Consider the following 26,551-nt stretch of genomic DNA (forward strand, 5'->3'; position numbering starts at 1 on the left):
GTCTTCGGCCCGGACACGACCGTCGCCTGACCGGCGAAACGACACCCAGCGACACGATAATCCGGGTGACCGGCATTTGCAGAGGCAAACGCTCGATTCATACGCCCGTTTGATTTGGGTCGGCACACCTTCGGGGAAAAGCGCAGCATTGTCAATCGGCTGCTTTGCCTAACCGAAAGCGACCTGCAAGCGGACATTGCGCGACTACCCGGTCATCATCGACAGCGCCAATCCGCCTGCATTCATCCTATCCATGGCCGCGTTGCTCGGCGGTCGGCCCGGCTGAAACCGGGCCGTACCAACCGGGTCAATCCTAGACGCAGTCGAGCAGGTACACTGCCGCATTTCGTTGTACGCATGAGCGGACCAACTCCGGAGTACTGTATGTCCCAAGCCCCCATCGCCCGCGCCGACACCGGCACCGACCCTTACCGCTGGCTGGAGAATCGCGACGCCGAGGACGTGCTCGCCTATCTCAAGGCGGAGAATGCCTATCTCGAGGAGCAGCTCGCCGACCAGGCCGAACTGCGCGAAACGCTGTTCCAGGAAATCAAGAGCCGCATCCGCGAAACCGATCTGTCGCTGCCCTCGCCCTGGGGTCCGTGGCTGTACTACCAGCGCACCACCGCCGGCGACGAGTACCCTCGCCACTACCGCTGCCCGCGCCCGCTGGACGGCTCGCTGACCGTCGATGAAAGCGCCGAGCAGCTGCTGCTCGACCCCAACGAACTGGCCGGTGGCGGTTTTCTTTCGCTCGGCGCGTTCAGCATCAGCCAGGACCACAGCAAGCTGGCCTACAGCCTCGACCGCGAGGGCGACGAGATCTACCGGCTATTTGTCAAGGACCTGGCCAGTGGCGAAGTCAGCGCCCTGCCCTTCGACGACTGCGACGGCAGCATGACCTGGGCCAACGACAGCCAGACCCTGTTCTATGGCGAGCTGGACGACACCCACCGCCCGCACAAGATTTACCGCCACCGCCTTGGCGATACGGACAGCAGCGAGGTTTATCACGACCCGGACGGGCGCTTCTTCGTGCATTGCTACCGCGCCAGCTCCGAGCGCCAGCTGGTCATCCTTTCCCACAGCAAGACCACCAGCGAAGCCTGGGTGCTCCCGGCCGACGAGCCGCAGGGCCAGTGGACCTGCCTGGCGCCGCGCCAGGAGGAGCACGAATACTTCCCCGATCACGGCCTCTACGAAGGCCAGTGGAGCTGGTTGATCCGCAGCAACCAGGCCGGGATCAACTTCGCCCTGTATCGTGCCGACGAGGCGCGAGCGGGTCGCGAGCACTGGCAGGAGCTGGTGCCGCACAGCGACACGGTGATGCTCGAGGACGTCAGCCTGAATGCCGAGGCAATCACCCTCACCCTGCGCGAAAGCGGCCTACCCGTGATCGAGGTGCGGCCGCAGGGCGTCCAGCCCTATCGCCTGCAGTTGCCCGATGCGGCCTACAGCCTGCACGTGCAGCACAACCTGGAATTCACCAGCACGGTGATCCGCCTGCGCTACGAGGCGCTCAACCGCCCGGCGCAGATCCGCCAGCTGACCCTGGCCGATGGCACCCAGGCCGTACTCAAGGAAACTCCGGTGGAAGGGCCGTTCGACGCCGACGCCTACGAAAGCCGGCGCATCTGGGCCACCGCCGAGGACGGCACGCGAATCCCGATCAGCCTGGTGGCGCACCGCGACAGCTTCGGCAAGCCGGCGCCGCTCTATCTCTACGGCTACGGCGCCTATGGCCACAGCCTCGACCCCTGGTTCTCGCACGCGCGGCTGTCGCTGCTCGACCGCGGTTTCGTCTTCGCCATCGCCCACGTGCGCGGCGGTGGCGATCTCGGCGAGGCCTGGTACCGCGCCGGCAAGCTGGAGCACAAGCCGAACACCTTCAACGACTTCATCGCCTGCGCCGAGAAGCTGCTGGCCGACGGCTACACCACGCCGCAGCGCCTGGCCATCAGTGGCGGCAGCGCCGGCGGGCTGCTGATCGGCGCGGTGCTCAACCTGCGCCCGGAGCTGTTCGGCGCCGCCATCGCCGAGGTGCCCTTCGTCGACGTGCTCAACACCATGCTCAACGCCGACCTGCCGCTGACCGTGACCGAGTACGACGAATGGGGCGATCCCAACCAACCCGAGGTGCACGAGCGGATCAAGGCCTATGCGCCCTACGAGAACGTCCGCGCCCAGGCCTACCCGGCGCTGCTGGCGGTGGCCGGCTACAACGACAGCCGCGTGCAGTACTGGGAAGCGGCCAAGTGGGTGGCCAAGCTGCGCGCCACCCGCAGCGACGACAACCTGCTGCTGCTCAAGACCGAGTTCGGCGCCGGCCATGGCGGCATGAGCGGGCGCTACCAGGCGCTCAGGGACGTGGCGCTGGAATATGCGTTCATCCTCAAGGTGTTCGGTATGGCCGGGTAGCGTCGGCACCCGGGGCGGTTCGGGTAATTGGAGCGGGCGGAGTTGCAGGCTGTCCACTGGAGCCTTCCGACGCCGAGCTGCAGCGACCGAGGGACAATGCCCAGGCCGCCACCGGCAGCGACACGCTGAGGACGCCCCCGGCCGGGGGCTAGCGCAGGCGGGCCTACGGCCCGTATCGCCGCGGGGTCGCGCCTCCCACGGGGTCCGCTGTGGGCTCGCTGCTTTTTGTGGGAGGCGCGACCTCGCGGCGATGCTTTTGGCAGACCAAGCGAACGGTACTGCCCGACGCCATCCCTCATACGCGTTCCATCGCCTTGTGGTTATCGATCAACTGGTCCACCACGCTCGGGTCGGCCAGCGTGGAGGTATCGCCGAGCGAGTCGTATTCGTTGGTGGCGATCTTGCGCAGCAACCGGCGCATGATCTTGCCCGAACGCGTCTTCGGCAGGCCCGGCGCCCATTGGATCACGTCCGGCACGGCGATCGGGCCGATCTCGCGGCGCACCCACTGCTGCAGTTCCTGGCGCAGCGCATCCGACGGCTGCACGCCTGACACCAGCGTCACATAGACGTAGATCGCCTGGCCCTTGAGCTTATGCGGCACCCCCACCGCCGCGGCCTCGGCGACCTTGGCATGGGCGACCATGGCGCTCTCGATCTCGGCGGTGCCCATGCGGTGGCCGGAGACGTTGAGCACATCGTCGACCCGGCCGGTGATCCAGTAGTAGCCGTCCTCGTCGCGCCGGGCGCCATCACCGGTGAAGTACATGCCGCGGAAGGTCTTGAAGTAGGTGTCGACGAAGCGGTCGTGGTCCTTGTAGATGGTGCGCATCTGCCCCGGCCAGGAATCGAGGATCACCAGGTTGCCCTCGGCCGGCCCTTCCAGCAGGTTGCCGAGATTGTCCACCAGCCCGGGCACCACGCCGAACATCGGCCGGGTAGCGGACCCCGGCTTGAGTGTGGTCGCGCCCGGCAACGGGCTGATGAGGATGCCGCCGGTCTCGGTCTGCCACCAGGTATCGACGATCGGGCAGCGCGATTGCCCCACGGTTTCGTAGTACCAGTGCCAGGCCTCGGGGTTGATCGGCTCGCCGACCGTGCCGAGCAGGCGCAGGCTGGAACCGTCGGCGCCCTGCACGGCAGCCGCGCCCTCAGCCATCATCGCGCGGATCGCCGTCGGCGCGGTGTAGAGAATGTTGACCTTGTGCTTGTCGATGATCCGGGCGACACGGGTAACGTCCGGATAGTTCGGCACCCCCTCGTACATCAGCGTGGTCGCACCGTTGGCCAACGGGCCGTAGATCAGGTAGCTGTGGCCGGTGATCCAGCCGATATCCGCGGTACACCAGTAGATTTCGCCGGGACGGTAGTCGAAGACGCGTTCATGGGTCAGCGCGACGTACAGCAGGTAGCCGCCGCAGGTGTGCATCACGCCCTTCGGCTTGCCGGTGGAACCGGACGTATAGAGGATGAACAGCGGCTCCTCGGCGCCCATTTCCTTCGGTGCGCAGACTTCGCTGGCAACGCGCATCAGGTCGTCGTAGCGGATGTCGCGATGCGGGTGCCAGCGGATGTCGGCGCCGGTACGGCGAACCACGATGATCTTCTGCACGCAATTGGTCTGCGGGTTGGTCAGCGCTTCGTCGACGTTCTCCTTCAGGGGGATGCGCTTGCCACCGCGGATGCCTTCGTCGGCGGTGATCACCACCTTCGAGTTGCCGTCGATGATGCGTCCGGCCAGCGCCTCCGGCGAGAAGCCGCCGAACACCACCGAATGGATCGCACCGATGCGCGCGCAGGCGAGCATGGCGACGGCCGCCTCGGGGATCATCGGCATGTAGATGGTCACCACGTCGCCGCGATGCACGTCCTGGCCACGCAGGGCATTGGCGAACTTGCTGACCTGCAAGTGCAGCTCGCGATAGGTGATTTCGCGATGCTCCTCGGGGTCGTCCCCCTCCCAGATGATCGCCACCTGGTCGCCGCGCGCCTGCAGGTGGCGGTCCAGGCAGTTGGAGGAGACATTCAGCGTGCCATCGGCGAACCACTTGATGTCCACATGGTGGTCGTCGAACGAGGTGCGCTTGACCTCCGTGAAGGGCCTGATCCAGTCCAGGCGTGCCGCCTGTTCCCGCCAGAATCCATCAGGGTTGACCACCGACTGCTGGTAGAGGGCCTTGTAGCTGGCCTCGTCGGTCAAGGTCTGGGCGGCCACCTCGGGCCGTACCGGATATGTGGACGCAGCACTCATGGCAGATACCTCGTCTGTCTTGTTGGTTTGCAGAACCCTGTCCAACAGGCGAACCAAATAACCAACCCAAGCGCCTGGCAGACGTTGCATTTGAGCCGACCACCCGACAGGCGTTCCTTCGGCCGGTGATCGAACTACCGTGAAGCATAGACGCTGCTTCCGACGACGAAATTGCGCGCCGCCCGCTCGCCGCTGTCGGGCGTCCGGGCGAGCGGGGAATTCCAGTGGCGCGACGAGCGTTTCCCCAAGGCGCCGCCGGGCCGTGGGCGACCGTGCCCAACCCTGTTCCGCGGGCAAAAAAAAGAGCGGCCGACAAGGCCGCTCAACAAACCAAAGGCTGGTAGTACACACTGTCCCATCGCGGGGGTGGACGGGACCATTCTGTGGTGCCAGCAGGCGCTGGAAACTCCTCCAATGGTCTGACAGACCTTCGGCGTAGAGGCTTCAGCTCCCGGAATTCGCCGCCTGCGCCGCTTCGATCAGGTCCTTGCCGATCTCGTCCTCGAACTTCTTCCAGGCCGGCTGCACCGCTTCACGCCACTTGGCGCGCTGCTCGTCGGTGAGCACCAGGATCTCGCTCTTGCCCGAATCGACCACGCCCTGCCTGGCCTTCTGGTTGAGCGCCTCGGCCTGGCGGTTCACCTCGACCGTGACCTCCTCGATGATCGCCTCCAGCTCGCTGCGCACCGGAGCCGGCAGGCCGTTCCAGAACTTGGTGTTGGTGATCAGCAGGTAGTTGCCGATGCCGTGGCTGGACTCGGTCATGTACTTCTGCACTTCGTAATACTTCTGGCTGTAGATGTTCGACCAGGGGTTGTCCTGGGCATTGACCACGCCGGTCTGCAGGCCCTGGTAGATCTCGGCGAAGGCCATCTTGCGCGGCACCGCGCGCAACGCGGTGTACTGGGCCGCCTGCAGATCCGAGGGCTGCACGCGGAATTTCAGGCCTCGGGCATCGGCCGGCTCGCGCAGCGGCTTGTTGGCGGTGAAGTGGCGCATGCCGTTGAGCCAGTAGGCCAGTCCGGTGATGCCCTTGTCCTCCATGGACTTGAGCATCGCGCGGCCCTTGTCCGACTGCTGGAAGCGTTGCGCGGCGGCCATGTCGTCGAACAGGAACATCAGGTCGAACAGCTGCAACTGCTTGGTGTACTGCTCGAGCTTGGAGGGGGCCGGCGCGAGCATCTGCACTTCGTTCATCAGCAGCGCTTCCATCTCCTTGCCGTCGCCATACAGCGAGGAGTTGGCGAACACCTGCACCTCGACCTGGCCCGGCAGGCGCTCTTCGACGAGCTTCTTGAACATCAGGGCGCCCTGCCCCTTGGGCGTGCTGTCGGCGGTGATGTGGGAAAACTTGATCAGGATCGGATCGGCCTGCGCGCCGAGAACGGTGAACAATGCCGAAGCGGCGAGCAGACGGGTGATGCCACGGGTGAGTCGTGTCATGAAGAGCTCCGTTTTGTAGTTGTGTGAGCCATGTAGCTGACACGACTCTACCCCCGTACCCGCCTCCGCTGAATTCCTATTTGGCCAAGCTTGGCTTCGCTGTTCGCGAAGGCTGCACCCTCATACCGCCTTATTCCGCTATTTCCCGGCTCCTGCCTTCGCGAGCGGTGAGGTACTCAAGCATCTGCCGCGCGGTGACCGAGAGGCTGTCCAGGTTGCGTACGCCGACCTTCAGCTCGCGTCGCGCCCAGGCGTCGCTCAGCGGGACGATTGCCACGTCCAGCGCCGGCAGGTAGTTGCGTACCACCTGCTCGGGCAGCACGCCGACGCCCATGCCGGTATGGATCATCCGGCAGATCGCCTCGAAGCTGCGCACCTGGATGCGCAGGCGCAGCGGCATGCCCATCTGCTGGGCCGACTGCTGCAGCAGGGCGTGCAGCGAGGCGTCCTGCTGCAGGCCGATGAAGTCGAAGCCGGCCGCTTCGCTCAAGGCGATGCGCTCGCGCGTCGCCAGCGGATGCTCACGCGGCGTGACCAGCGCCAGCCGGTCCTCGCGGTAGGCGAAGACCTGCAAATCCTCGGCCGGCATGTGCCCGGCGAAGATGCCGATATCCGTCAGCCCCTCGCGCAGGGCGCGCAGGGTATCGCTGCTGACGCGCTCCTCGAGGTCGATCTTCACTTCCGGGTGCTGGCGGGCGAAGGCGCTCAGGTCCTCGGGGAGGAACTCGATCACCGCCGAGGTGTTGGCGTGGATGCGCACATGGCCCTTGACCCCCTGGCTGAATTCGCTGAGGTCGGCATCCAGCTGCCGCAGGTTGTCCAGCAGGTTGCGCGCATGGTGCAGCAGCGCGTGGCCGGCCGGTGTCAGCTCGACGCCCTTGGGCTGGCGATAGAGCAGGCTGACCCCGAGCTGGCCCTCCAGGTCGCTGACGCGCTTGCTCACCGCCGCCAGGGCGAGGTGCTCGCGTTCAGCGGCGCGGGTCAGGCTGCGCTCGTCGGCGATGGCGGCGAACAGGCGCAGGGTGACGAAATCGATACGACGCATAGGGCTCTCCCGTATTCGCAGGCGGCGAAGGATGCACCGTTTCGCCCCTTTACTTCAAAGCCCAGGAAGGATAGCCCTTCGTAAAACGCGAAGCGCACCTTGGCCATCGATCAATTGTCGGCTCCCCACGCGTCGGTCATGCTCTGCGCCACGAATCAATCCCACACAGGTGCTGCGATGAGCCAACAGACGGAAAAGAGCCTGCCGCTGCAGGGCCTCAAGGTGATCGAGATGGGCCAGCTGATCGCCGGCCCCTTCGCCAGCAAGCTGCTCGGCGAATTCGGCGCCGAGGTGATCAAGATCGAGCCGCCGAAGGTCGGCGACCCGCTACGCAAGTGGCGCAAGCTCAAGGACGGCACCTCGCTGTGGTGGCACGTGCAGTCGCGCAACAAGCGCTCGGTGACGCTGGACCTCAAGGCCGCCGAAGGCCAGGCCATCGTCCGCCAACTGGTGGCCGAGGCCGACATCCTGATCGAGAACTTCCGCCCCGGCACGCTGGAGGAATGGGGCCTGGGCTGGGACGAACTATCGAAGCTCAACCCGCGGCTGATCATGCTGCGCATCTCCGGCTACGGGCAGACCGGCCCCTATCGTGACCTGCCGGGCTTCGGCGTGATCGGCGAGGCCATGGGTGGCCTGCGCCACCTGTCCGGCCACCCGGGCCAACCGCCGGTGCGCGTCGGCATCAGCATCGGCGACTCGCTGTCCTCGCTCTATGGCGTCATCGGCGTGCTGCTCGCCCTGCAGGAGCGCAGCCGCAGCGGCCTGGGCCAGGAAATCGACGTGGCGCTGTACGAGTCGGTGTTCGCCATGATGGAAAGCCTGGTGCCGGAATACGACGCCTTCGGCTACGTCCGCGAACCGGCCGGCAGCGCGCTGCCCGGCATCACGCCGTCCAACTCCTACCTGTGCCGGGACGGCGCCTACGTACTGATCGCCGGCAATGGCGACAGCATCTACAAGCGCCTGATGACCCTGATGGACCGCCAGGACCTGGCCGACGACCCGCGCTTCGCCCACAACGACGGCCGCGCGCAGCACGCCGAGCTGATCGACGCCGCCATCGGCGAGTGGACCCTCCGTCACGACCGCGACGAGGTGATCGAGGCGCTCAAGGGCGCCTGCGTGCCGGCTGGTTACCCCTACACCGCCGCCGACATCGTCAAGGACCCGCACTACCTGGCGCGGCAGATGATCGAGCAGGTCGAGACCTTCGCCGGCCCGCTCAAGGTACCGGGCGTGCTGCCCAAGCTCTCGCGCACGCCGGGACGCATTGGCCATGGCGGCCCGCAGTTGGGCGAGCACACCGACGACGTGCTGGCCGGCCTCGGCCTCACCGACGAACAACGCCAGGGCCTGCGCGAGCGCGGGATCATCTGAAAGAAGCAGCTTCAAGCCAACAGCGTAGGGTGGATGACGCTTTTTTCATCCACCGTGACATTCCCGAAACGGTGGATGGGTGGAGCGTCACCCCCCCTTGGCCAGGCATAACCGACAGGATTCATCCATGAGCAAACGCCTGTATATCCAGGAAGTCGCCACCCGCGACGGCTTCCAGATCGAGCCGGACTTCGTGCCGACCGAAGACAAGATCGCGCTGATCGACCGCCTCTCGCAGACCGGGCTGGCGAAGATCGAGGTCACCTCCTTCACCTCGCCCAAGGCCATCCCCAACCTGCGCGACGCCGAGGAGGTGATGCGCGGCATCCGCCGTGTGCCGGGCGTCGAGTACACCGTGCTGGTGCCCAACGTGAAGGGCTGCGAGCGTGCGCTGGCCTGCGCGGTGGACGAAATCAACCTGGTGATGTCGGCCAGCGACACCCACGGCCTGGCCAACCTGCGCATGACGCCCGAGCAGTCGCTGGCGCAGTTCCGCGAGATCATCGAGGCCACCCGCGGCAGCGCGGTGTTCGTCAACGCCTCGCTGTCGACCACCTTCGGCTGCCCCTTCGAAGGCGAGGTGCCGGAGCGCCGCGTCTTCGAGCTGGTGCAGCGCCTGCTGGAGATCGGCGTGCAGGGCATCACCCTCTGCGACACCACCGGCATGGCCGACCCGGCGCAGGTCGAGCGCATCTGCCGCGAGGCGCTGAACAGCTGGCCAGAAACCGTGTTCACCGCGCACTTCCACAACACCCGCGGCATGGGCCTGGCCAATGCCCTGGCGGCGCTGAACGCCGGGATCGACCGCTTCGACGCCTCGCTCGGCGGCCTCGGCGGCTGCCCCTATGCGCCAGGCGCCAGCGGCAATATCTGCACCGAGGACCTGGTGCACATGTTCCAGCGCATGGGCGTGGATACCGGCGTGAATCTGGATGGCCTGCTGCTCTGCGCAGCCGACCTGCCGCAGCTGGTCGACCACGAGGTGCCGGGCGCCGTGCTCAAGGCCGGCAAGGCCGACCGCCGCTACCCGAAGCCGAAATGGCTGCAGGAAGCCGGCGCCTGAGCCTGCGGTTCAGAGCCCCTGGCAGAACGTCAGGATCGCATCGGCCACCGCACCAGGCGCTTCGCGCTGGGGAAAATGGCCAACGCCCGGCAGCAGGTGGCGGTGGTACGGGCCGCTGAACAAACCTTCCCGTCCCGCCGAGCTGTCTGGCGCGTTGCAGCTATCCGCCTCGCCGTGCAGCACCAGGGTCGGCACCGCCAGCACCGGCGTGGGCTGCAGCAGTGCCTCGTCCTGCGCATAGGCCGGATCGCCCTCGGCGAACCCCCAGCGGTGCCGGTAGGAGTGCAGCACCACCGCGGCCCAGTCCGGGTTGTCGAACGCCGCGGCAGCCTCGGCGAAATCCGCCTCGGCGTACCAGCCGGCCGGCGACCAGGTGTCCCAGAGCAGGCGGGTGAAGGCGAGGCGATCCTCGGTCACCGTACGCTCGCCACGCGGCGTGGCCATGTACCAGTGGTACCAGTAGTTGCGCGCCTGGCCCAGGGAGATCCGCTGGTTCGGGTCGTTGGTGCCATAGCCCACCGCAAGCATCACCAGCCGCGCGGCCGCGTGATGACGCAGCCCACAGGCGTTGGCCGCCGCCCGCGCGCCCCAGTCGTGACCGACCAGCACCGGCTGGTCCAGCCGCAGCGCATCGATGAAATCCAGCAGGTCGCGGCCCAGCGCGGCCAGTTGGCCGCTGCGCGGGATCAGCGGATCGACGAAGCGCGTCTGCCCGAAGCCACGCAGCGTCGGGCAGAGTACACGGTAACCGGCGGCGGCCAGATGCTCGGCGACGGCGCTCCAGCTTTCCGGGCTGTCCGGCCAGCCATGCACCAGCACCGCCGCCTGGCGGCCACGGGGATTCCATTCGAGATAAGCGATGTCCAGCACCGGGGTGCGGACGAAGGCGTAGTCGCTCATGCCGGCGTCTCCTGACGAATGTTCGAGTCATCAGCATAGGCGTTCGGCTGGGCAAAAACGGGGGTTCGTCGCATGTGCGCGACCGCCTCAGCGGTCTATCGGCAAGAATCGGCACGGCGTCACATTGCACACCGTGCCCCCGGACTCAGTGCTGGTTGGCCGCCTGTGCCGCCTCGATCAGATCGGCACCGATCTCGTCTTCGAACTTCTTCCATACCGGCCGCATCGCTTCGCGCCACTCGGCACGCTGCTCCGGGGTCAGCTCGATGATCTCGGTCTTGCCCGAGGCGGCGATGGCCTGCCTGGCCTTCTGGTTGAGTTCGTCGGCCTGGCGGTTAACCTCGACGGTGACCTCGGCCATGATCTTCTCCAGTTCGCTGCGCACATCGTCCGGCAGGCCTTTCCAGAACGTGGTGTTGGTGATGACCATGTAGTCGATCAGGCCGTGGTCGGAAGCGGTCATGTACGGCTGCACCTCGTGGACCTTCTGGCTTTCGTAGTTCGACCAGGTGTTCTCGGTGCCGTTGACCACGCCGGTCTGCAGCCCCTGGTAGACCTCGGCGAAGCTCATCTTGCGCGGGTTGGCGCGTACCACCTTGAACTGCTCCTCGAGCACCGCCGAGGCCTGTACGCGGAACTTCAGCCCGCGCGCATCCTTGGGCTCGCGCAGCGGCTTGTTGGCCGACAACTGCTTGGTGCCGTTGTGCCAATAGGCCAGGCCGGTGATGTTCTTGTCCTCCATGGCGGTGAGCAGCGAGCGCCCCTGCGGGCTGCTCTGGAAGCGATCGGCGGCGGCCAGGTCGTCGAACAGGAACGGCAGGTCGAAGATCTGGATGGCCTTGGCGTAGTGCTCGAACTTGGCCAGCGACGGCGCCAGCATGTGCACGTCGCCGAGCAGCAGTGCCTCCATCTCCTTGCCATCGCCGAACAGCGACGAGTTCGGGTAGACCTCGACCTTGACCTTGCCCGGCAGGCGTTCCTCGGCGAGCTTCTTGAACAGCAGTGCGCCCTGCCCCTTCGGTGTGTTGTCCGCGACTACGTGGGCGAACTTGATGGTCACGGGATCGGCGGCATGGACCAGCCCGGCGATGGACAGCGAAAGCGCGCAGGCGAGTGCCTTGGCGGTGCGGTTGAACATGATGAGTACCCTCTTGTTTTTGTCGGTTGGTACGTATGGCTGGCAAGGCAGCGCCTCTCAGGGCACCGCTTGCCCGGCACGTTGCAGCAGGCGGCGGGCGCGGCCGACGACGGGGGCGTCGACCATCTGTCCGTCCACCACGAAGACCCCGTCGCCGGACGCACCGGCGGCGAGGACGCGTCGTGCCCAGTCCAGCTCCTCGGCGCTGGGCATCAGCGTTTCATGCACCACAGCGACCTGGCTGGGGTGGATGCACAGCAGCCCGCCGAAGCCCATGTCGCGGGCATCGGCAACCGTCCGGGCGAGGCCGTGCAGGTTCTTGATATCGGGGAATACGCTGTCCAGCGGCGGCGCCAGGTCCGCCAGTCGCGAATGCAGCAGCAGCGCGTAGCGCGCCTGGTCGAGGATGCGTTCGGCGGCCGCGCTGCCGCTGGCCAGGCCCAGATCCAGGCCCAGGTCCAGCGCGCCGAAGGACAGCCGCTCGACGCCCTCGGCACTGGCGATTTCCGCCAGGCTGGCGAGCCCGCGGGCGCTCTCGACGATCGGCCATACCGGCTTGCCGCTGGCCGCCGCCAGGGCCACCTGAACCGCGCTTTCCACTTTCGGCAGCAGCACGCCGGCCACGCCGGCATGCCGTGCGCACAGCGCCAGGTCCTCGGCATGTCCGGCATGCAGCGGCGAGTTGACGCGCACCAGCACACGGGCGGCCGGATTGGCGGCAAGAAACGCGTCGAGATTGCTCCGCGCTTCGGCCTTCAGGCTCTCGGCAACGGCGTCCTCGAGGTCGACAATCACCGCGTCGGCCCCGCTCGCCAGCGCCTTGGGAATGCGTTCCGGGCGGGTCGCCGGGACGAACAGCGCGCTACGGATGATGGATGAATTCATGGCTGGCTCCTCGTCGCGCTCACACCGCGCCCTGCTCGTGCAGGCGCTGGATGTCACCGGGCGCATAGCCCAGCTCGGCGAGCAGCGCATCGGTGTGCTGGCCGAGCGCCGGGATCGGGTCCATGCGCGGCGCGAACGCGCTGTTGCGCGCAGGTGGCAGCAGCGCCGGCAGCCGCCCCGCGGGACTCTCCACCGCGCCCCAGGCCTGGCGTGCGGCGAGCTGTGGGTGGGCCCAGACGCCGGCCATGTCGTTGACATGGGCGTTGGCGATCGGCGCGGCGTCCAGCCGGGCGATCACCTCCTCGGCGCTCAGTCGAGCGAAGCTCTCGACGATGATGGCGCGCAGCGCCTCGCGGTTTTCCGAACGTTTGAAGTTGGCCGAGAAGCGTTCGTCCTGCGCCAGCTCCGGCTGCAGCAGCACCTTCTCGCAGAACAGCACCCACTCGCGTTCGTTCTGCAGGCCGAGCATCACCGTGCCGCCATCGCCGGTGGGGAACGGGCCGTAGGGGTAGATGGTGGCGTGGGCGGCCCCGGCGCGCGGCGGCGGCGGCGCGCCGTCGTAGGCGTAGTACAGCGGGTAGCCCATCCACTCCACCAGGCTTTCCAGCATGGTCACGTCGACGCGGCTGCCCTCGCCGGTCTTGCCGCGCAGCATCAGCGCCGAGAGCACGCCGGTGTAGGCGTACATGCCGGCGGCGATGTCGGCGATGGAGCAGCCGGCCTTGGCCATCTCGGTCTCGCCCGGTCCGCCGGTGACGGAAAGGAAGCCACCCTCGCTCTGGATCAGCAGGTCGTAGGCCTTCTTCCGCGCGTAGGGCCCGCCTTCGCCGTAGCCGGAAATGTCGCAGACGATCAGCCGCGGGAAGCGCTCGTGCAGCGCCTCGAACGACAGGCCCATGCGCGCCGCGGCGCCCGGTGCGAGGTTCTGCACCAGCACGTCGGCCTTGGCCAGCAACTGCTCGAGCACCTGCCCAGCCGCGTCCTGCTTGACGTCCAGGCTCAGGCTTTCCTTCGAGCGGTTGGTCCAGACGAAGTGCGAGGCCAGGCCATCGACGCGCTCGTCGTAGCCACGGGCGAAGTCGCCGGAGCCGGGGCGCTCGATCTTGATCACCCGGGCGCCGAGGTCGGCCAGTTGCCGTGTGCAGAATGGCGCGGCGATGGCGTGCTCGAGGCTGACCACGGTGATGCCGTCGAGCGGGCGGGGTTTGGCGGTTGTATCGTTCATATCCGGTTCCTGCAGATTCGGCGTAGGGTGGAAATCGGCGAAGCCATTTCCACGCGTTTGTTCAAGCCCCTGGGGACTCTGGCGCCACTTTGGTGGATGAGGCTTCGCCGCCATCCACCCTACGATTCAGTTCAGGCCAGCTCGTCCAGCCGCTCCAGGTCGCGCAAACGCCAGACCTTGTCGATCAATTCGCCCGCCTCGTCGGCGCTGCGCGCCCCGGAGAACTGCAGCAGGCGGCGGAACTTGTCCTCCAGTTCAGTGCGGCTCAGGGTGTTGTCCGGATCGCCCTTGGGCTCGTCGATGGCGCCGCTCAGGGTGCGTCCGTCGCGGGTGCTGACCTCGACCCGGCCGAGCCAGCGCGCCGGGTAGGCGCCGTCGACCTCGGGGTCGAGGACCATGCTCACTTTTTCGCGGAAGGCCGCCACGGCCGGATCGGTCAGGGCCAGGTCGCGGAACTCGGTGAGCTGCGCCTTGCCGTGCACGGCGATCAGCCCGAGCACCGTGCCCATGCTGAACTTGGCCTGGTGCACCGTCTGCGGCACGCTCACCCGCCCGAGCACGTCGATGGCGCCCTGGTGCACGCGGGTGGTGACGCTGGCGATCTGGTCGGCGCGCAGGCCTTCGCGCTGTATCAGCGCCAGCAACGCATCGGCGGCCGGATGGGTGTGGCGGCAGGAGGCATGGAACTTGAACGAGGTTTCCGCCAGTGCCCAGCGCGTGCCGAGGCGATCGGACAGCCTGCTCGGGTCGGCATCGCTGGACATGCCGGCAGCCATGCCCTGCTCGCCTTCGAGGATGTTCTGCGCGCCGCTCAGGCCGTCGGCCGTGAGGTAGGCGGCGAGCAGGCCATCGGCGGCGGCCTTGGCGGTGTGCAGCTGCTTGGAATCCGCCGCGTCACGAAGGAACTCCCACAAGCCCGCCGCTTGCGTACCGGCGCTGCCGAGCAGGTGGGTGAACCGCTGCTGGTCGAAGTCCAGCAGCTTGCCCACCGCCACCGCCGCGGCCAGGGTGCCGACCGTCGCGGTGGTGTGGAAGATGCGGTAGTGCGAGCGGCCGAGGAACTCGCCGATGCGGATGCCCGCCTCGTAGCCGGCGACCGCGGCTACCAGCAGCTCGCGGCCGGACTTGCCGAGATCCTGCGCGGCGGCCAACGCGGCCGGGAACACCACGGTGGCCGGATGCAGCACCGAACTGTTGTGCAGGTCGTCCTGCTCCACCAGGTGCGAGCTGGCGGCGTTCACCAGCGCGGCGAAGTAGGCCGAGCTGCTGCCGCCGTTGACCAGGATGCGTGCCGGCCCCTCGCTCGGCCCCATCTTCTGCGCATAGCGCTCGAACAGGGGAATCGGGTGCGAGCCGGCGCTGGCCAGCGCGGAGCCCAGCCAGTCGAGGAAGAGGTCTTCGGTGCGGGCGAGCACCGGCTCGGGAATCTGCTGGTAATGCAGGCCGGCGAGGAATTCGGTCAGCGCCTGGGTGTGCTGGCTCATGCGGTCGGCTCCAGTGGGTTGGCCAATGGGTTGGATAGTTCGATCAGGTTCTGGTCGGGGTCGCGCAGGTACACCGAGCGGATCGGCCCGGTCGCGCCGGTGCGCTGCACCGGGCCTTCGATGATGGCTGCGCCTTGCCGTTCGAGGTGGGCGACGACCGCCTCCAGCGACGTGGCGACGATGAAGCAGAGGTCCGCCGAGCCCGGTGTCGGCCGCTCGGCCTTGGGCTCGAACTCGCGCCCGGCCTGGTGCAGGTTGATCTTCTGGTTGCCGAAGGCCAGCGCCTTGCGCCCTTCGCCGAAGGTCACCGCCTGCATGCCGAGCACGCGGGTGTAGAAGTCCACCGTGGCCTCGATATCGGCGACGGTCAGGACCAGATGGTCGAGGTGGTCGATCTGCATGGCATCACTCCTTCGCTCGGTCGTCGCAGGGTGGAAAACGGCGAAGCCTTTTCCACGCGTTTGGCCGAACCCGCTCCGCTGCAGCGCGGCGCCCAGGTGGTGGAAAACGAACACCAGGTCTTTCCCAGCAATTGCGTCGCCTGTTGGATACGCGTGGAAAAGACCTGCGGTCGTTTCCACCCTACGTTGCTCGTCAGAAACTGCGCGGCAACGCGAGCAGATGCTCGGCCACGTAGGACAGGATCAGGTTGGTGGAGATCGGCGCCACCTGGTACAGCCGCGTCTCGCGGAACTTGCGCTCGACGTCGTATTCGTTGGCGAAGCCGAAGCCGCCGTGGGTCTGCAGGCAGGCGTTGGCGGCCTCCCAGCTGGCCTTGGCTGCCAGGTACTTGGCCATGTTGGCGGCGGCACCGGCGTTACGACCGGCGTCGTATTCCTCGCAGGCGCGCCAGCGCATCAGATCGGCGGCCTCCACCTCGATATGCGCTTCGGCGATGGGGAACTGCACGCCCTGGTTCTGTCCGATTGGCCGGCCGAACACCACGCGGTCGCGAGCGTAGGCGCTGGCCTTCTCGATGAACCAGCGGCCGTCGCCGATGCATTCGGCGGCGATCAGCGTGCGTTCGGCGTTGAGCCCGTCGAGGATGTAGCGAAAGCCCTTGCCTTCCTCGCCGATCAGGCTGCTGGCCGGAATCTCCAGGTTGTCGAAGAACAGCTCGTTGGTCTCGTGGTTGACCATGTTGGCGATCGGCTGCACGGTCAGGCCGCGGCCGATGGCCTCGCGCAGGTCGACCAGGAAGATCGACATGCCCTCGGACTTGCGCGTGACCTCGGCCAGCGGCGTGGTGCGCGCCAGGAGGATCATCAGGTCCGAATGCTGGATGCGCGAGATCCACACCTTCTGGCCGTTGATGACGTACTTGTCGCCGCGCTTCACCGCGGTGGTCTTGATCTTGGTGGTGTCGGTGCCGGTGGTCGGCTCGGTGACCCCCATGGACTGCAGGCGCAGCTCGCCGCTGGCCAGCTTGGGCAGGTAGTAGCGCTTCTGCTCCTCGCTGCCGTTCCTGAGCAGGGTGAACATGTTGTACATCTGCCCGTGCACGGTGCCGGAGTTGCCGCCGCAGCGGTTGACCTCCTCGAGGATCACCGACGCTTCGGCCAGCCCCAGGCCGGAGCCGCCGTATTCTTCCGGGATCATCGCCGACAGCCAGCCTGCCTGGGTCAGCGCGCTAACGAAGGCCTCGGGAAAGCCCTTCTCCTCGTCGATCTTGCGCCAGTATTCGGCGGGGAATTCGGCACAGAGGGCACGCACGCCTTCGCGGATGAAATTCAGTTCTTCGGTCTTGCTCGGGGTCATCTCGGTTCCTCGCTTGTTCGGCGCGCATGGCCTCAACGGTGGACAAGGCTGCGCCGTTATCCACCCTACGCTTCGCTATTCAGTCGAATTCCACTTCGGCCTTCTGCGCCAGGCCGTTGTGGTCGCCGGCCCAGAGCTCGGCCTTGCCCGGCGCGACGATGCGCCCGCCAACCTCGAACGGCTGCGGCGCGATCAGCGGGCGCAGGCCCCGGTAGGCGAAGCGGCGCAGGCGCGCCTCGGGGTTGGCGCGACAGAAGGCGCGCAAGTTGAGGGTGGCAATCAGCGGCCCGTGCACCACCAGGCCCGGATAGCCTTCGGTTTCGGTGACGTAGGGCCAGTCGTAGTGGATGCGATGGCCGTTGAAGGTGACGGCGGAATAGCGGAACAGCAGCGTCGGGGTCGGCGATACCGCCTCGCGCCAGTCGCCGGCGACCATCGGCTCGCCGCTGCTGGCCTTCGGCGGGCTCGGCACGCGGTAGACGATGTCCTGCTCTTCGCGAATGGCCAGGCGGCCGTCCTGCAGGTAGTCGTGCTGCACGGTGACGAACAGCAGCGCGCCGGTACGACCGTGTTTTTCCTCGATGTGCTTGATGGTGGAGACCCGCCGTGCCTCGCCGCTGGCTTCCAGCGGGCGGAAGAACTCGACGCGCCCCCCCGCCCACATGCGGTTGCGGTTATCCGCCGGCGGCAGGAAGCCACCGCGCGCCGGGTGACCATCCTCGCCGAGGCCGCTTTCGGCGATCGGCTCCTGGAAGAAACACCATTGCCACAGCGGTGGTAGCGCTTCGCCGTAAGCCGGGGTGGTTTCACCGAAGGTCGCAGCGATGCGCATCAGCAGGTTACGGCTGAGCTGGTCGTGGACTTCTTCGCTGCGGCCAATCCAGGCAGATAAATCGGTCATGGGAGCATTCCGGTTGTTGTCTTGTTTTGCCGAAGCATGCTACGAAGTCGGCGTTCTGAGAATTTGCATTTATCGACACCTGCGTTCGGCTAAGACGAACGCCAAACCAGAGACGAGTTCACATGCATTTCGATCTGGCCGACCTGCGCCTGTTCATCCATATCGCCGAGTCTCCCAGTCTGACCCAGGGCGCGCGCCGGGCTCATCTGTCGCCCGCAGCCGCCAGCGCGCGGATCAAGGCGCTGGAGAACCAGCTCGACAGCCGTCTGCTGTATCGCGACAGCCGCGGCGTGGAGCTGACACCGGCCGGGCAGAAGCTGTTGCAGCACGCGCGGCTGATCATGCGCCAGGTGGACTACCTGAAAAGCGAGTTCACCGAATACGGCGCCGACTCGGCCGGGCATATCCGCATCTTCGCCAACACCACCGCGGTAACCGAGTTCCTGCCGGAAGTGCTGGCGGGCTTTCTCGCCCAGCGCCCCGGAGTTACGGTGGACCTGCAGGAGCGCCTGAGTCGCGACATCGTGCGCGGCGTGCTGGATGGCAGCACCGACATGGGCATCATCGCCGGGCCGGTGCAGGCCGAGGGGCTGCAGGTGCTGCACTTCAGTACCGACCGGCTGCTGCTGGCGGTGCCGGTCGGCCATCCACTGGCCGGCCAAGCGCAGGTGACGCTGCGCCAGACCCTGGCCTATCAGCACATCGGCCTGCACGAGGGCAGCACCCTGCTGACCTTTCTGCGCGATCAGGTGGAGAAGCTCGGCGGGCAGCTTTCCCTGCGCATCCAGGTCTCCAGTTTCGAGGCGGTGTGCCGGATGATCGAGGCCGGTGTCGGCATCGGCATCATTCCCGAATCCGCCGCGCGCCGGCACAGCCGCACCATGCAACTGGCGCTGGTGACACTGGATGAGTCCTGGGCAGTGCGCGAGCGCAGCATCCTGGTCCGCGAACTGGACGCCCTGCCCGGCAGCGTGCGCGCGCTGATCGCGACCCTGGCGCCGGATTCCGTCTAAGCCAGCCCTACCCGATTGCGGGTAAAGCAGTGGAATCCTCGGGCGTTCGAGCTGCCCAAGAAAGCAGCGCAAGCGGATCGGCGCTCTCCACGCGACCCTCTCGCACTCATGATTTCTCTTGTTAATCAAATGGTTATGCAGATGAAACGAACTCGCCCGGGCCGTTCGCAACTTGCCATCACCGTCACACTTGCCTAGGGTAGTCCGTCATGAGGTCTCTAATCGCCCCCATCAGTTCGCTGCTCGCCGGCGTGGCCCTGCTCCTTCTCGGGCACGGCCTGCTCAATACCCTGCTGACGCTGCGCGGTGTCGCCGAAGGCTACTCGACGGGACTGATCGGCCTGCTGATGTCCGGCTATTTCGCCGGCTTCCTGCTCGGTACCTGGCTCGCGCCGTCGTTGATCAGGCGCATCGGTCATATCCGCACCTTCGCCTTCTACGCCGCCCTGGCCGCGGTCACCGTGCTGCTGCACGTGCTGGTCGTCAATCCCTGGGTGTGGCTGGTGCTGCGGGTGCTCTACGGCGTCTCGCTGGTAACGCTGTACATGGTCATCGAGAGCTGGCTCAACGCCCAGGTCAGTGGCGAGAAGCGCGGCCAGGTGTTCGCCCTGTACATGGCCGTCAACCTCGGCGCCCTGGCGGCGGCCCAGCAACTGCTGAACCTCGACAGCCCGATGACCTTCACTCTCTTCGCGCTGGCGGCGATCCTCATCTGCAGCGCGCTGATGCCGATCACCCTGACCCGCCAGGCGCAGCCCAGCCTACCGGACATGCCCGCCACCGACCTGCTGCAGCTGGCGCGCATCGCGCCCTTGCCGCTGATGGGCGCCGGCATTTCCGGGTTGGCGCTCGGCGGTTTCTGGGGCCTGGCGCCGGTGTACGCCAGCCAGGTCGGCTTCGATGCGGCCGGCGTCGGCCTGCTGATGAGCATGACCATCCTCGGCGGGGCGGTGCTGCAATGGCCGATCGGGCTGTTTTCCGACAAGCATGACCGCCGCGTGGTGATGCTCTGGGTGGTGGCCATCGCCGCGGTGCTGGCCCTGGTGGTCGCACCGATCCAGGCCGGACCGCTGCTGCTGGGGCTGATGTTCCTCTGGGGCGGCCTGGCCTTCTCGATCTATTCCATCGCCGTGGCGCAGATGGTCGATCACCTGCACCCGGACGAGATTCTGTCCGGCTCCAGCGGCCTGCTGCTGGCCAACGGCTTCGGCGCCGCGCTCGGCCCGGTGGTGGCCGGCGGCCTGATGCACCTGTTCGGCGCCGTCGCCCTGCCGCTGTTCTTCGCCGTGACGCTCTGCCTGCTGGCGCTCTATTCGTACTGGCGGCCCAAGCGCGTGGTCGATCTGGTCACCGAGCCGCACGGACACTTCACGCCGATGCTGCGCACCAGCCATACCGTGCTGGAACTGATGCCCGACACGCCCGAAACGGCCCCGGAGCAGGCGCAGACCGCGGAAGCAGACATTCTGGACGAATACCAACCGCCCCTGGAAGAGCGAGACCCGGCCCCCCAGCGAGCCAACACACCTTGAACCACGAGAGCGCAACCATGAGTGCGCTCCGCCAGCGCCACGGCTGAGCACGGCCTGGCGCCGCACCGACGACCGGGTTCGCCCGGCTACCGCCCGGTGCCCTGCAATCTGCCAATACACCCGGCCGCCCACGGCCGGATGCCGTTTGCTCGTCGGCCCAGGTCGGCGCGTCACTGCACCACTCATGGACAGGGAGACAGCGCATGCTACTTGCCACCGATCTCGATGGAACCTTTCTTGGCGGCGATCCGCAGGATCGCCTCAGCCTCTACCAGACCATCACCGCCCACCCGGACATCCAGCTCGCCTATGTCACCGGGCGCAGCCTCGAAGCCGTGCTGCCCTTGCTGGCGGACCCGACGCTGCCGCAGCCGGACTACATCATCGCCGACGTCGGCGCCAGCCTGTATCACGGCGAAACCCTGCTGCCGATCCAGCCGCTGCAGCAGCACATCGAAACCCGTTGGCCAGGCGAGACGGTCATCGCCAAAGCCCTGGCGTCGTATCCCGAGCTGGTCCGCCAGGATGTGCCGCAGGCACGCCGCTGCTCCTATTTCTGCACGCCGGAACAGGCCGCCGACCCGGCCTTGAAGGCCGTCGCCGAGCAATTGGGTTGCGACCTGCTCTACTCGGCGGACCTCTACCTGGATTTTCTCCCGCGCGGCGTGAACAAGGGCAGCAGCCTGCTGCGCCTGATCGAGACCCTGGGCCTGGATCCCGAGCAGGTGCTGGTCGCCGGCGACACCCTGAACGACCTGAGCATGCTCGGCTGCGGGCTCAAGGGCGTCTGCGTCGGGCAGTCCGAGCCCGGCCTGCTGGAGCAGACGCGCAACTGCACCCGTGTGCTGCATGCCGAGGCAGCCGGTTGCGGTGGCATCATCCAGGCCTTCGCCCACTTCGGCTTCCTCGGCGAACACGGCTTCGCCGCCGAGAGCCGCAAAGCCGCCGAGCCCGGGCAGGCCGAGCTGGTCATCGTCTATCACCGCCTGCCCTATGAGGAACACCGGGTGGACGGGCGCATCCAGCGCCGCCGGCCGACATCGCCCAACGGCATCATCCCGACCCTGCTGAGCTTCTTCGCCGATGGCCGCAAGGGCTCCTGGGTGGCCTGGGCCGAACACGACGAGACCGACGGCCCGTTCGACAGCCACACCACGGTCGATGCCGAGCGCTACCCACGCCTCACCGCGGCGCGCGTGCCCTTGAGCAAGGAACAGGTCGACACCTTCTACAAGCGCTTTTCCAAGGAGGCGTTCTGGCCGACCCTGCACACCTTCTGGGAGCGCGCCGCGTTCAACGAGGCGGACTGGCAGGTGTTCCTGCAGGTCAACCGCGCCTTCGCCGAGCGCACCGCCCGCGAAGCCGCCGAAGGTGCGACCGTGTGGCTGCACGATTACAACCTGTGGATGGTGCCGGCCTATCTGCGCGAGCTGCGCCCCGACCTGCGGCTGGCCTTCTTCCATCACACCTATTTCCCCTCGGCGGACGTATTCAACGTGGTGCCCTGGCGCCGGCAGATCGTCGGCAGCCTGCTGCAGTGCGACTACATCGGCTTCCATATTCCCCGCCAGGTGGAGAACTTCGTCGATGTCGCCCGCGGCGTGTTTCCACTGGAGACCCTCGCCCGGCAGAACTGCGCACCGCGCTTCGTCACCTACGGCTGCGCCGTCGGGCTCGACAGCATGACCACCGAAGTGGACACCGGCATGCGCCGGGTCAAGCTCGGCGCGCATCCGGTGGGGCTGGACCTGGACCGGGTACGCAACGCCTTGGCACGGGAAGCGGTGCAACAGGCCATGAGCCGGCTGCGGCAGGAGCTGGCCGGCGTGCGCTTGATTCTCGCGGTGGAGCGGCTCGACTACACCAAGGGCGTGCTGGAGAAGCTTCAGGCGTTCGAAGCGATGCTGGCAGCCAACCCCGAACTGCACGGCAAGGTCACCCTGGCCAGCATCTGCGTGCCGGCGGCGCAGGAAATCTCGGTCTACGACACGCTGCAGGGACAGATCGAACAGGCCGTGGGTCGCATCAATGGCCGCTTCGCCAGTATCGGCTGGACGCCGGTACAGTTCTTCTTTCGCAGCCATCCGTTCGACGAGGTGGTGGCCTGGTACGCCATGGCCGACGTCATGTGGATCACCCCGCTGCGCGACGGGCTGAACCTGGTGGCCAAGGAATTCGTCGCCACCCAGGGGCTGCTGGACGGCTGCGGCGTGCTGGTGCTCTCGGAGTTCGCCGGTGCCGCGGCGGAACTCAAGGGCGCACTCCTGACCAATCCGCACGACACGGCCGATCTCGCCGCAACCTGCTATCTGGCGCTGAACATGCCGAAAAGCGAAGCCCGCGCGCGGCTGCGCGAGTTGTACGGCATCGTCAGCTTCAACGATATTCGCCGCTGGGGCGATGAATTCCTCGGCTCGCTGCAGCAGCAGCCATTGCCGGCCGAGGCGATCGAGGTTTGAGCGCCGGCGACCGGGCGGCCAACGCCCGGTCCAGCCGGCGGCGGCGCAGCGCCCGCCTCAATATTCCACCTTGCCCCGCCCGGCCTTGACCGCCCCGCGCTTGCTCTTGCCCTCCAGCCGGCGCTTCTTGGAGCCCAGCGTCGGCCTGGTCGGACGCCGCGCCTTCTCGACCTTGGCGACGCTGCGGATCAGCTCGGCCAGGCGCTCCAGCGCATCGGCGCGGTTCTGCTCCTGGGTGCGATAGCGCTGCGCCTTGATGATGACCACGCCCTCGCGGGTGATCCGGCTGTCGCGCAGGGCCAGCAGGCGCTCCTTGTAGAACGGCGGCAACGACGAGGCATTGATGTCGAAGCGCAGGTGCAGCGCGCTGGAAACCTTGTTGACGTTCTGCCCGCCGGCGCCCTGGGCGCGGATGGCGGTCAGTTCGATTTCGGCATCCAGCAACTGAACGGAATTGGAGATTTCCAGCATGGCAGCTCGTCGCGAGGATCAGGCCCGGCATTGTCGTATGTCTCGGCAATTACGACATGTTTTTAATTGAATTTCGCCGCATGTGCGCAGAAGCATTGGGCTAAGGTAAAACCCCGCTTCGAACGGACCGCTCCATGGATTCGATCACCCAGGCCGTACTCGGCGCCAGCGTCCAGGCCGCCCTGCTCGGCCGCTGGCAGGGCCGCAAGGCGTTGCTCTACGGCGCCCTGCTCGGCACGCTCCCCGATCTCGACGTGGTCATCGACTACGGCGATGCCGTGGCCAACATGACCTATCACCGCGGATTCAGCCATTCGCTGCTGGTGGTCAGCCTGGTCGCCGCGCTGCTGGCCTGGCTGGCCCGGCGCTGGCGCCCCCACCCGGGCTATTCCGGCGGACGTCTGTTCCTCACACTCTGGCTGGTGCTGGTGACCCACGTGCTGCTGGACGCCTTCACCAGTTTCGGCACCCAGCTGCTATGGCCCCTGCACACATCGCCGGTCGCCTGGTCGAGCATCTTCATCATCGACCCACTGTACAGCGTGCCGCTGCTCCTGGCGGCGCTGGCCGGCGCGCTGTTCGGCCTGCACGGGCGGATCGCGCGCTGGCCACTGCTGGCGCTGGTGGTTTCCTCGCTGTACCTGGGCTTCACCCTGGCCGGCAAGCAGATGGCCGAGCAGCGCGTACGGGACATCATGACCCGGGACGGCATCCGGGCCGAACGCCTGTTCAGCACGCCGACGCCGTTCAACAGCCTGTTGTGGCGGGTGATCGTGGTGGACGGCGAGTTCTATCACGAGGCACTGGTCAGCTGGCTGGACGACGGCCCGCCGGAGCTGGTGCGCCTTCCGCGCGGCGGCCATCTGGCCGCGGCCCTGCGGGACTCGCCACAACACGCGCGGCTGCGCTGGTTCACCGGCGATGTGCTGCGTTACGACGAAAGCGCTGGCCGCCTGCTGGTCACCGACCTGCGCCTGGGCATGACCGGTTTCCATCCCTTCCGTTTCCCCCTGGCCGAACGCACGGAAAACGGCTGGCAACCGATCGCTCGGCCGGAACGCCTGCCGGCCGAGCGCGGCGACCTGGATCGCCTGCGGCAGATCTGGGCACGCATCTGGCGACAGTATCCGCCGCTACCGCTGGCAGCCTGGGCGGCGGAACTGGACGGCAAGCGCTGAGGCAGAGCGAGCCCGGGCAGGCTCGCCCTTTTTCGCTCAGGTACGAAATTGCCGGACCAGCTCCTGCAGTTCGACGCCGAGCCGCGCCAGCTCGGCACTGGCCCCGGCCGTCTGCTCGGTGGCACTGGCACTCTGATCGCCGATGTCGCGCACGCGGGTCACGCTCTCGGAAATGTTCTCCGCAACCGCGCTCTGCTGCTCGGCCGCCGCGGCGATCTGCTGGTTCATCTGCTCGATGGTGGAAACCGACTCGGTGATACGCCCCAGGGCGACGCCGGCCTCATTGGCCAGATCCACCGTGCGCTGGGTGAGATCGCGGCTGTTCTGCATCTGCTCGACCGCCTGCTGCGCGACCCGCTGCAGGTTGCCGATCAGGCCTTCGATCTCTTCGGTGGAATCGTGGGTGCGCCGCGCCAATGCGCGTACCTCGTCGGCCACCACGGCGAAACCACGGCCCTGCTCGCCGGCCCGGGCCGCCTCGATGGCCGCGTTGAGGGCCAGCAGGTTGGTCTGTTCGGCGACCGCACGGATCACTTCCAGCACACTGCCGATGCGCCCGCTTTCGGCATGCAGCGCTTCGATGGCATGCGCCGACTGGTCGACCTCGCCGGCCAGGTTGCCGATCTGGCCGACGGCATCCTGCACCACCCGATCGCCCTGGCGCGCCTGCTGATCGGCCTGGCGCGCGGCAGTCGAGGCCTGTTCGGCGTTGCGCGCCACCTCCTGCACCGTGGCCGCCATTTCGTGCATGGCCGTTGCGACCTGCTCGGTCTCCAGCCGCTGGGTCTGCACACCGGCACTGGTCTGCGCGGTAACGGCGGAAAGTTGCTCGGCCGCCGCCGCGATCTGGCTGACGCCCCCGCCGATACGCCCGATCAGGGCCCGCAGGCTTTCGGTCATGCTGTGCATGGCGTTCTGCAACTGGCCCACTTCATCACGCCGCGTGCTCGCTTGGGAATACGTCAGGTCCCCGCCGGCCACGCGCTGGGCCTGCTGCACGGTGGCACGCAGTGGTCCGACGATCATCCGCGAGATCGACACCGCTGCCAGCAGCCCGATACAGATCGCCAGCGCACCGATGACGGCCAGCAGCGTATAGGTGCTGCGACGCTGCTGCTCCATGGCGGCAGTCGCGCTGGCCAACGCCTCGCCGGCGGCATCGATCACCACCTCCGCTTGCTGGTCCATCGAGCGCTCCAGCGCGAGGCGCTTGTCGCGGTTCTGGCGGAACTCAGCGAAGGCGGCACGGTAGTTCTCGAGTTCGGCCAGCGCCTTGTCCATGGAAGCCTTCTGGTCATCGCCCAACCAGACCTTCAGATTGCTGCCGACAGCCGCCACGTTGTCGTGCAGCTCCTGCCAGCTCTTGACCGCAGCATCGGAGCTGTTGCCGACGTAGACATTCTCCAGGGTGCGCATGTCGAGAATCTGCTTGGTCAGCCCCGAGGTGGCCTCGGCGATGGTCAGCGGATCGCTGCCCTTCAGGCGATCCCCCTCCAGCCGCAGGACGCGCACCGCATCGTACATATCGAGTTCGATGAATTCGAACTCCTCGCGGCTGACCTGCGCGGCGTTCTGCATCTGCGTACGCAACGCGACACCCCGCTGGATCAACTCGCCGTATTCATCGAATTGCCGCCCGTACTCGTCCGCGGCCAGGCGAATCCGCGCCAGGTAGGCGTGCTCCACGTTGTCGGAACTGGCGGCCAGAGCGGTCAGCTCGTCGTCGAGCTGTTGCAGTGACTTGCGCAGCCCATCGGCCGAGGCCTGCTGACGCGTCAGCGCATAGTCACGCTCGTTCCCCCGCGCCGCGAGAATGGAGGCGTTGACCGTGGAAAACTGATTGATCTGGCTCGTCCGCCCGAGGATTTCGTCGACGGCGATAAAGCCGGTACCGGCCACGCCCAGGGTCAGCAGCAGTACCACGCCAAAGCCGTAGATCAGCTTCTTGCCGACCGGGATGTTGGTGAAGAAGTTCAGCACTGATTCCATCGAAAACATTCCACAAAT

At 66.9% G+C, this 26,551-nt stretch carries 20 protein-coding genes; 7 read left to right on the forward strand and 13 right to left on the reverse strand.

The window, feature by feature from the left end:
• Window positions 1–384 precede the first annotated feature (384 nt).
• A complete protein-coding gene (locus CXK94_RS10370) occupies window positions 385–2,418 on the forward strand; it encodes a S9 family peptidase (protein ID WP_102894279.1) in 2,034 nt (677 codons plus the stop codon).
• Between the two features lie 295 nt (window positions 2,419–2,713).
• On the opposite strand, the gene acs is transcribed toward CXK94_RS10370, so the two are convergent.
• The 3 genes from acs to CXK94_RS10385 all read right to left on the reverse strand — a co-directional run bounded on the left by acs (window position 2,714) and on the right by CXK94_RS10385 (window position 7,157).
• Entirely contained in the window at window positions 2,714–4,669 is a 1,956-nt protein-coding gene (gene acs, locus CXK94_RS10375) for an acetate--CoA ligase (RefSeq protein ID WP_102894280.1), read from the reverse strand.
• Window positions 4,670–5,113: 444 nt separating this feature from the next.
• Window positions 5,114–6,112 carry a TRAP transporter substrate-binding protein gene (locus CXK94_RS10380; protein ID WP_102894281.1) on the reverse strand — a complete coding sequence of 333 codons (999 nt, stop codon included), beginning with the start codon at window positions 6,110–6,112 and terminating at the stop codon, window positions 5,114–5,116.
• Between the two features lie 130 nt (window positions 6,113–6,242).
• Entirely contained in the window at window positions 6,243–7,157 is a 915-nt protein-coding gene (locus CXK94_RS10385; RefSeq protein WP_102894282.1) for a LysR family transcriptional regulator, read from the reverse strand.
• Between the two features lie 177 nt (window positions 7,158–7,334).
• Here CXK94_RS10385 and CXK94_RS10390 point away from each other — a divergent pair, with 177 nt between their 5' ends.
• The gene (locus tag CXK94_RS10390; protein ID WP_102894283.1) at window positions 7,335–8,537 is read left to right on the forward strand and encodes a CaiB/BaiF CoA transferase family protein; all 1,203 of its coding nucleotides are present in this window, start codon (window positions 7,335–7,337) and stop codon (window positions 8,535–8,537) included.
• A gap of 127 nt (window positions 8,538–8,664) precedes the next feature.
• Window positions 8,665–9,600, forward strand: a complete 936-nt coding sequence (locus CXK94_RS10395; RefSeq protein WP_102894284.1) for a hydroxymethylglutaryl-CoA lyase — start codon at window positions 8,665–8,667, stop codon at window positions 9,598–9,600.
• A 9-nt stretch (window positions 9,601–9,609) separates the two neighbouring features.
• Here the strand turns inward: CXK94_RS10395 and CXK94_RS10400 are convergent, their stop codons facing one another.
• From CXK94_RS10400 to CXK94_RS10435, 8 genes are all read right to left on the reverse strand, one after another.
• A complete protein-coding gene (locus tag CXK94_RS10400) occupies window positions 9,610–10,500 on the reverse strand; it encodes an alpha/beta fold hydrolase (RefSeq protein WP_102894285.1) in 891 nt (296 codons plus the stop codon).
• A 145-nt stretch (window positions 10,501–10,645) separates the two neighbouring features.
• Entirely contained in the window at window positions 10,646–11,638 is a 993-nt protein-coding gene (locus tag CXK94_RS10405; protein WP_037039409.1) for a TRAP transporter substrate-binding protein, read from the reverse strand.
• 57 nt (window positions 11,639–11,695) lie between these two features.
• Entirely contained in the window at window positions 11,696–12,523 is an 828-nt protein-coding gene (locus CXK94_RS10410; RefSeq protein ID WP_102894286.1) for an HpcH/HpaI aldolase/citrate lyase family protein, read from the reverse strand.
• A gap of 19 nt (window positions 12,524–12,542) precedes the next feature.
• Window positions 12,543–13,748, reverse strand: coding sequence for a CaiB/BaiF CoA transferase family protein (locus tag CXK94_RS10415; protein WP_102894287.1), 1,206 nt, complete (start codon window positions 13,746–13,748; stop codon window positions 12,543–12,545).
• Between the two features lie 131 nt (window positions 13,749–13,879).
• A complete protein-coding gene (locus CXK94_RS10420; RefSeq protein WP_102894288.1) occupies window positions 13,880–15,232 on the reverse strand; it encodes an MmgE/PrpD family protein in 1,353 nt (450 codons plus the stop codon).
• Window positions 15,229–15,633, reverse strand: coding sequence for a VOC family protein (locus tag CXK94_RS10425; RefSeq protein ID WP_102894289.1), 405 nt, complete (start codon window positions 15,631–15,633; stop codon window positions 15,229–15,231). Before CXK94_RS10425 ends, CXK94_RS10420 begins: the two co-directional genes overlap by 4 nt.
• 193 nt (window positions 15,634–15,826) lie before the next feature.
• Window positions 15,827–16,990, reverse strand: coding sequence for an acyl-CoA dehydrogenase family protein (locus CXK94_RS10430; RefSeq protein WP_102894290.1), 1,164 nt, complete (start codon window positions 16,988–16,990; stop codon window positions 15,827–15,829).
• Window positions 16,991–17,069: 79 nt separating this feature from the next.
• Window positions 17,070–17,891 carry an FAS1-like dehydratase domain-containing protein gene (locus tag CXK94_RS10435; RefSeq protein WP_102894291.1) on the reverse strand — a complete coding sequence of 274 codons (822 nt, stop codon included), beginning with the start codon at window positions 17,889–17,891 and terminating at the stop codon, window positions 17,070–17,072.
• A gap of 122 nt (window positions 17,892–18,013) precedes the next feature.
• On the opposite strand from CXK94_RS10435, the gene CXK94_RS10440 reads away from it, so the two are divergent.
• The 3 genes from CXK94_RS10440 (at window position 18,014) to ggpS (ending at window position 22,895) form a co-directional block, all read left to right on the forward strand.
• Window positions 18,014–18,904 (forward strand): LysR family transcriptional regulator, encoded by an 891-nt coding sequence (locus CXK94_RS10440; RefSeq protein WP_037039396.1) that lies wholly within the window; start codon window positions 18,014–18,016, stop codon window positions 18,902–18,904.
• 209 nt (window positions 18,905–19,113) lie between these two features.
• Window positions 19,114–20,436: an MFS transporter gene (locus CXK94_RS10445; RefSeq protein ID WP_102894292.1), complete on the forward strand. Its 1,323-nt coding sequence runs from the start codon at window positions 19,114–19,116 to the stop codon at window positions 20,434–20,436.
• Window positions 20,437–20,639: 203 nt separating this feature from the next.
• On the forward strand, window positions 20,640–22,895 hold the full coding sequence (gene ggpS, locus CXK94_RS10450; protein ID WP_102894293.1) for a glucosylglycerol-phosphate synthase: 2,256 nt from the start codon (window positions 20,640–20,642) through the stop codon (window positions 22,893–22,895).
• Window positions 22,896–22,952: 57 nt separating this feature from the next.
• Here the strand turns inward: ggpS and arfB are convergent, their stop codons facing one another.
• The gene (arfB, locus tag CXK94_RS10455; RefSeq protein WP_102894294.1) at window positions 22,953–23,366 is read right to left on the reverse strand and encodes an alternative ribosome rescue aminoacyl-tRNA hydrolase ArfB; all 414 of its coding nucleotides are present in this window, start codon (window positions 23,364–23,366) and stop codon (window positions 22,953–22,955) included.
• Window positions 23,367–23,500: 134 nt separating this feature from the next.
• Here arfB and CXK94_RS10460 point away from each other — a divergent pair, with 134 nt between their 5' ends.
• Complete coding sequence (locus CXK94_RS10460) at window positions 23,501–24,544, forward strand: metal-dependent hydrolase (RefSeq protein WP_102894295.1); 1,044 nt, start codon at window positions 23,501–23,503, stop codon at window positions 24,542–24,544.
• 36 nt (window positions 24,545–24,580) lie between these two features.
• Here CXK94_RS10460 and CXK94_RS10465 read toward each other — a convergent pair whose 3' ends face one another.
• Window positions 24,581–26,533 carry a HAMP domain-containing methyl-accepting chemotaxis protein gene (locus tag CXK94_RS10465; RefSeq protein WP_102894296.1) on the reverse strand — a complete coding sequence of 651 codons (1,953 nt, stop codon included), beginning with the start codon at window positions 26,531–26,533 and terminating at the stop codon, window positions 24,581–24,583.
• Window positions 26,534–26,551: the final 18 nt, after the last annotated feature.

The sequence above is a fragment of the Stutzerimonas stutzeri genome (assembly GCF_002890915.1).
GTDB classification, from domain to species: Bacteria; Pseudomonadota; Gammaproteobacteria; order Pseudomonadales; family Pseudomonadaceae; genus Stutzerimonas; species Stutzerimonas stutzeri_AF.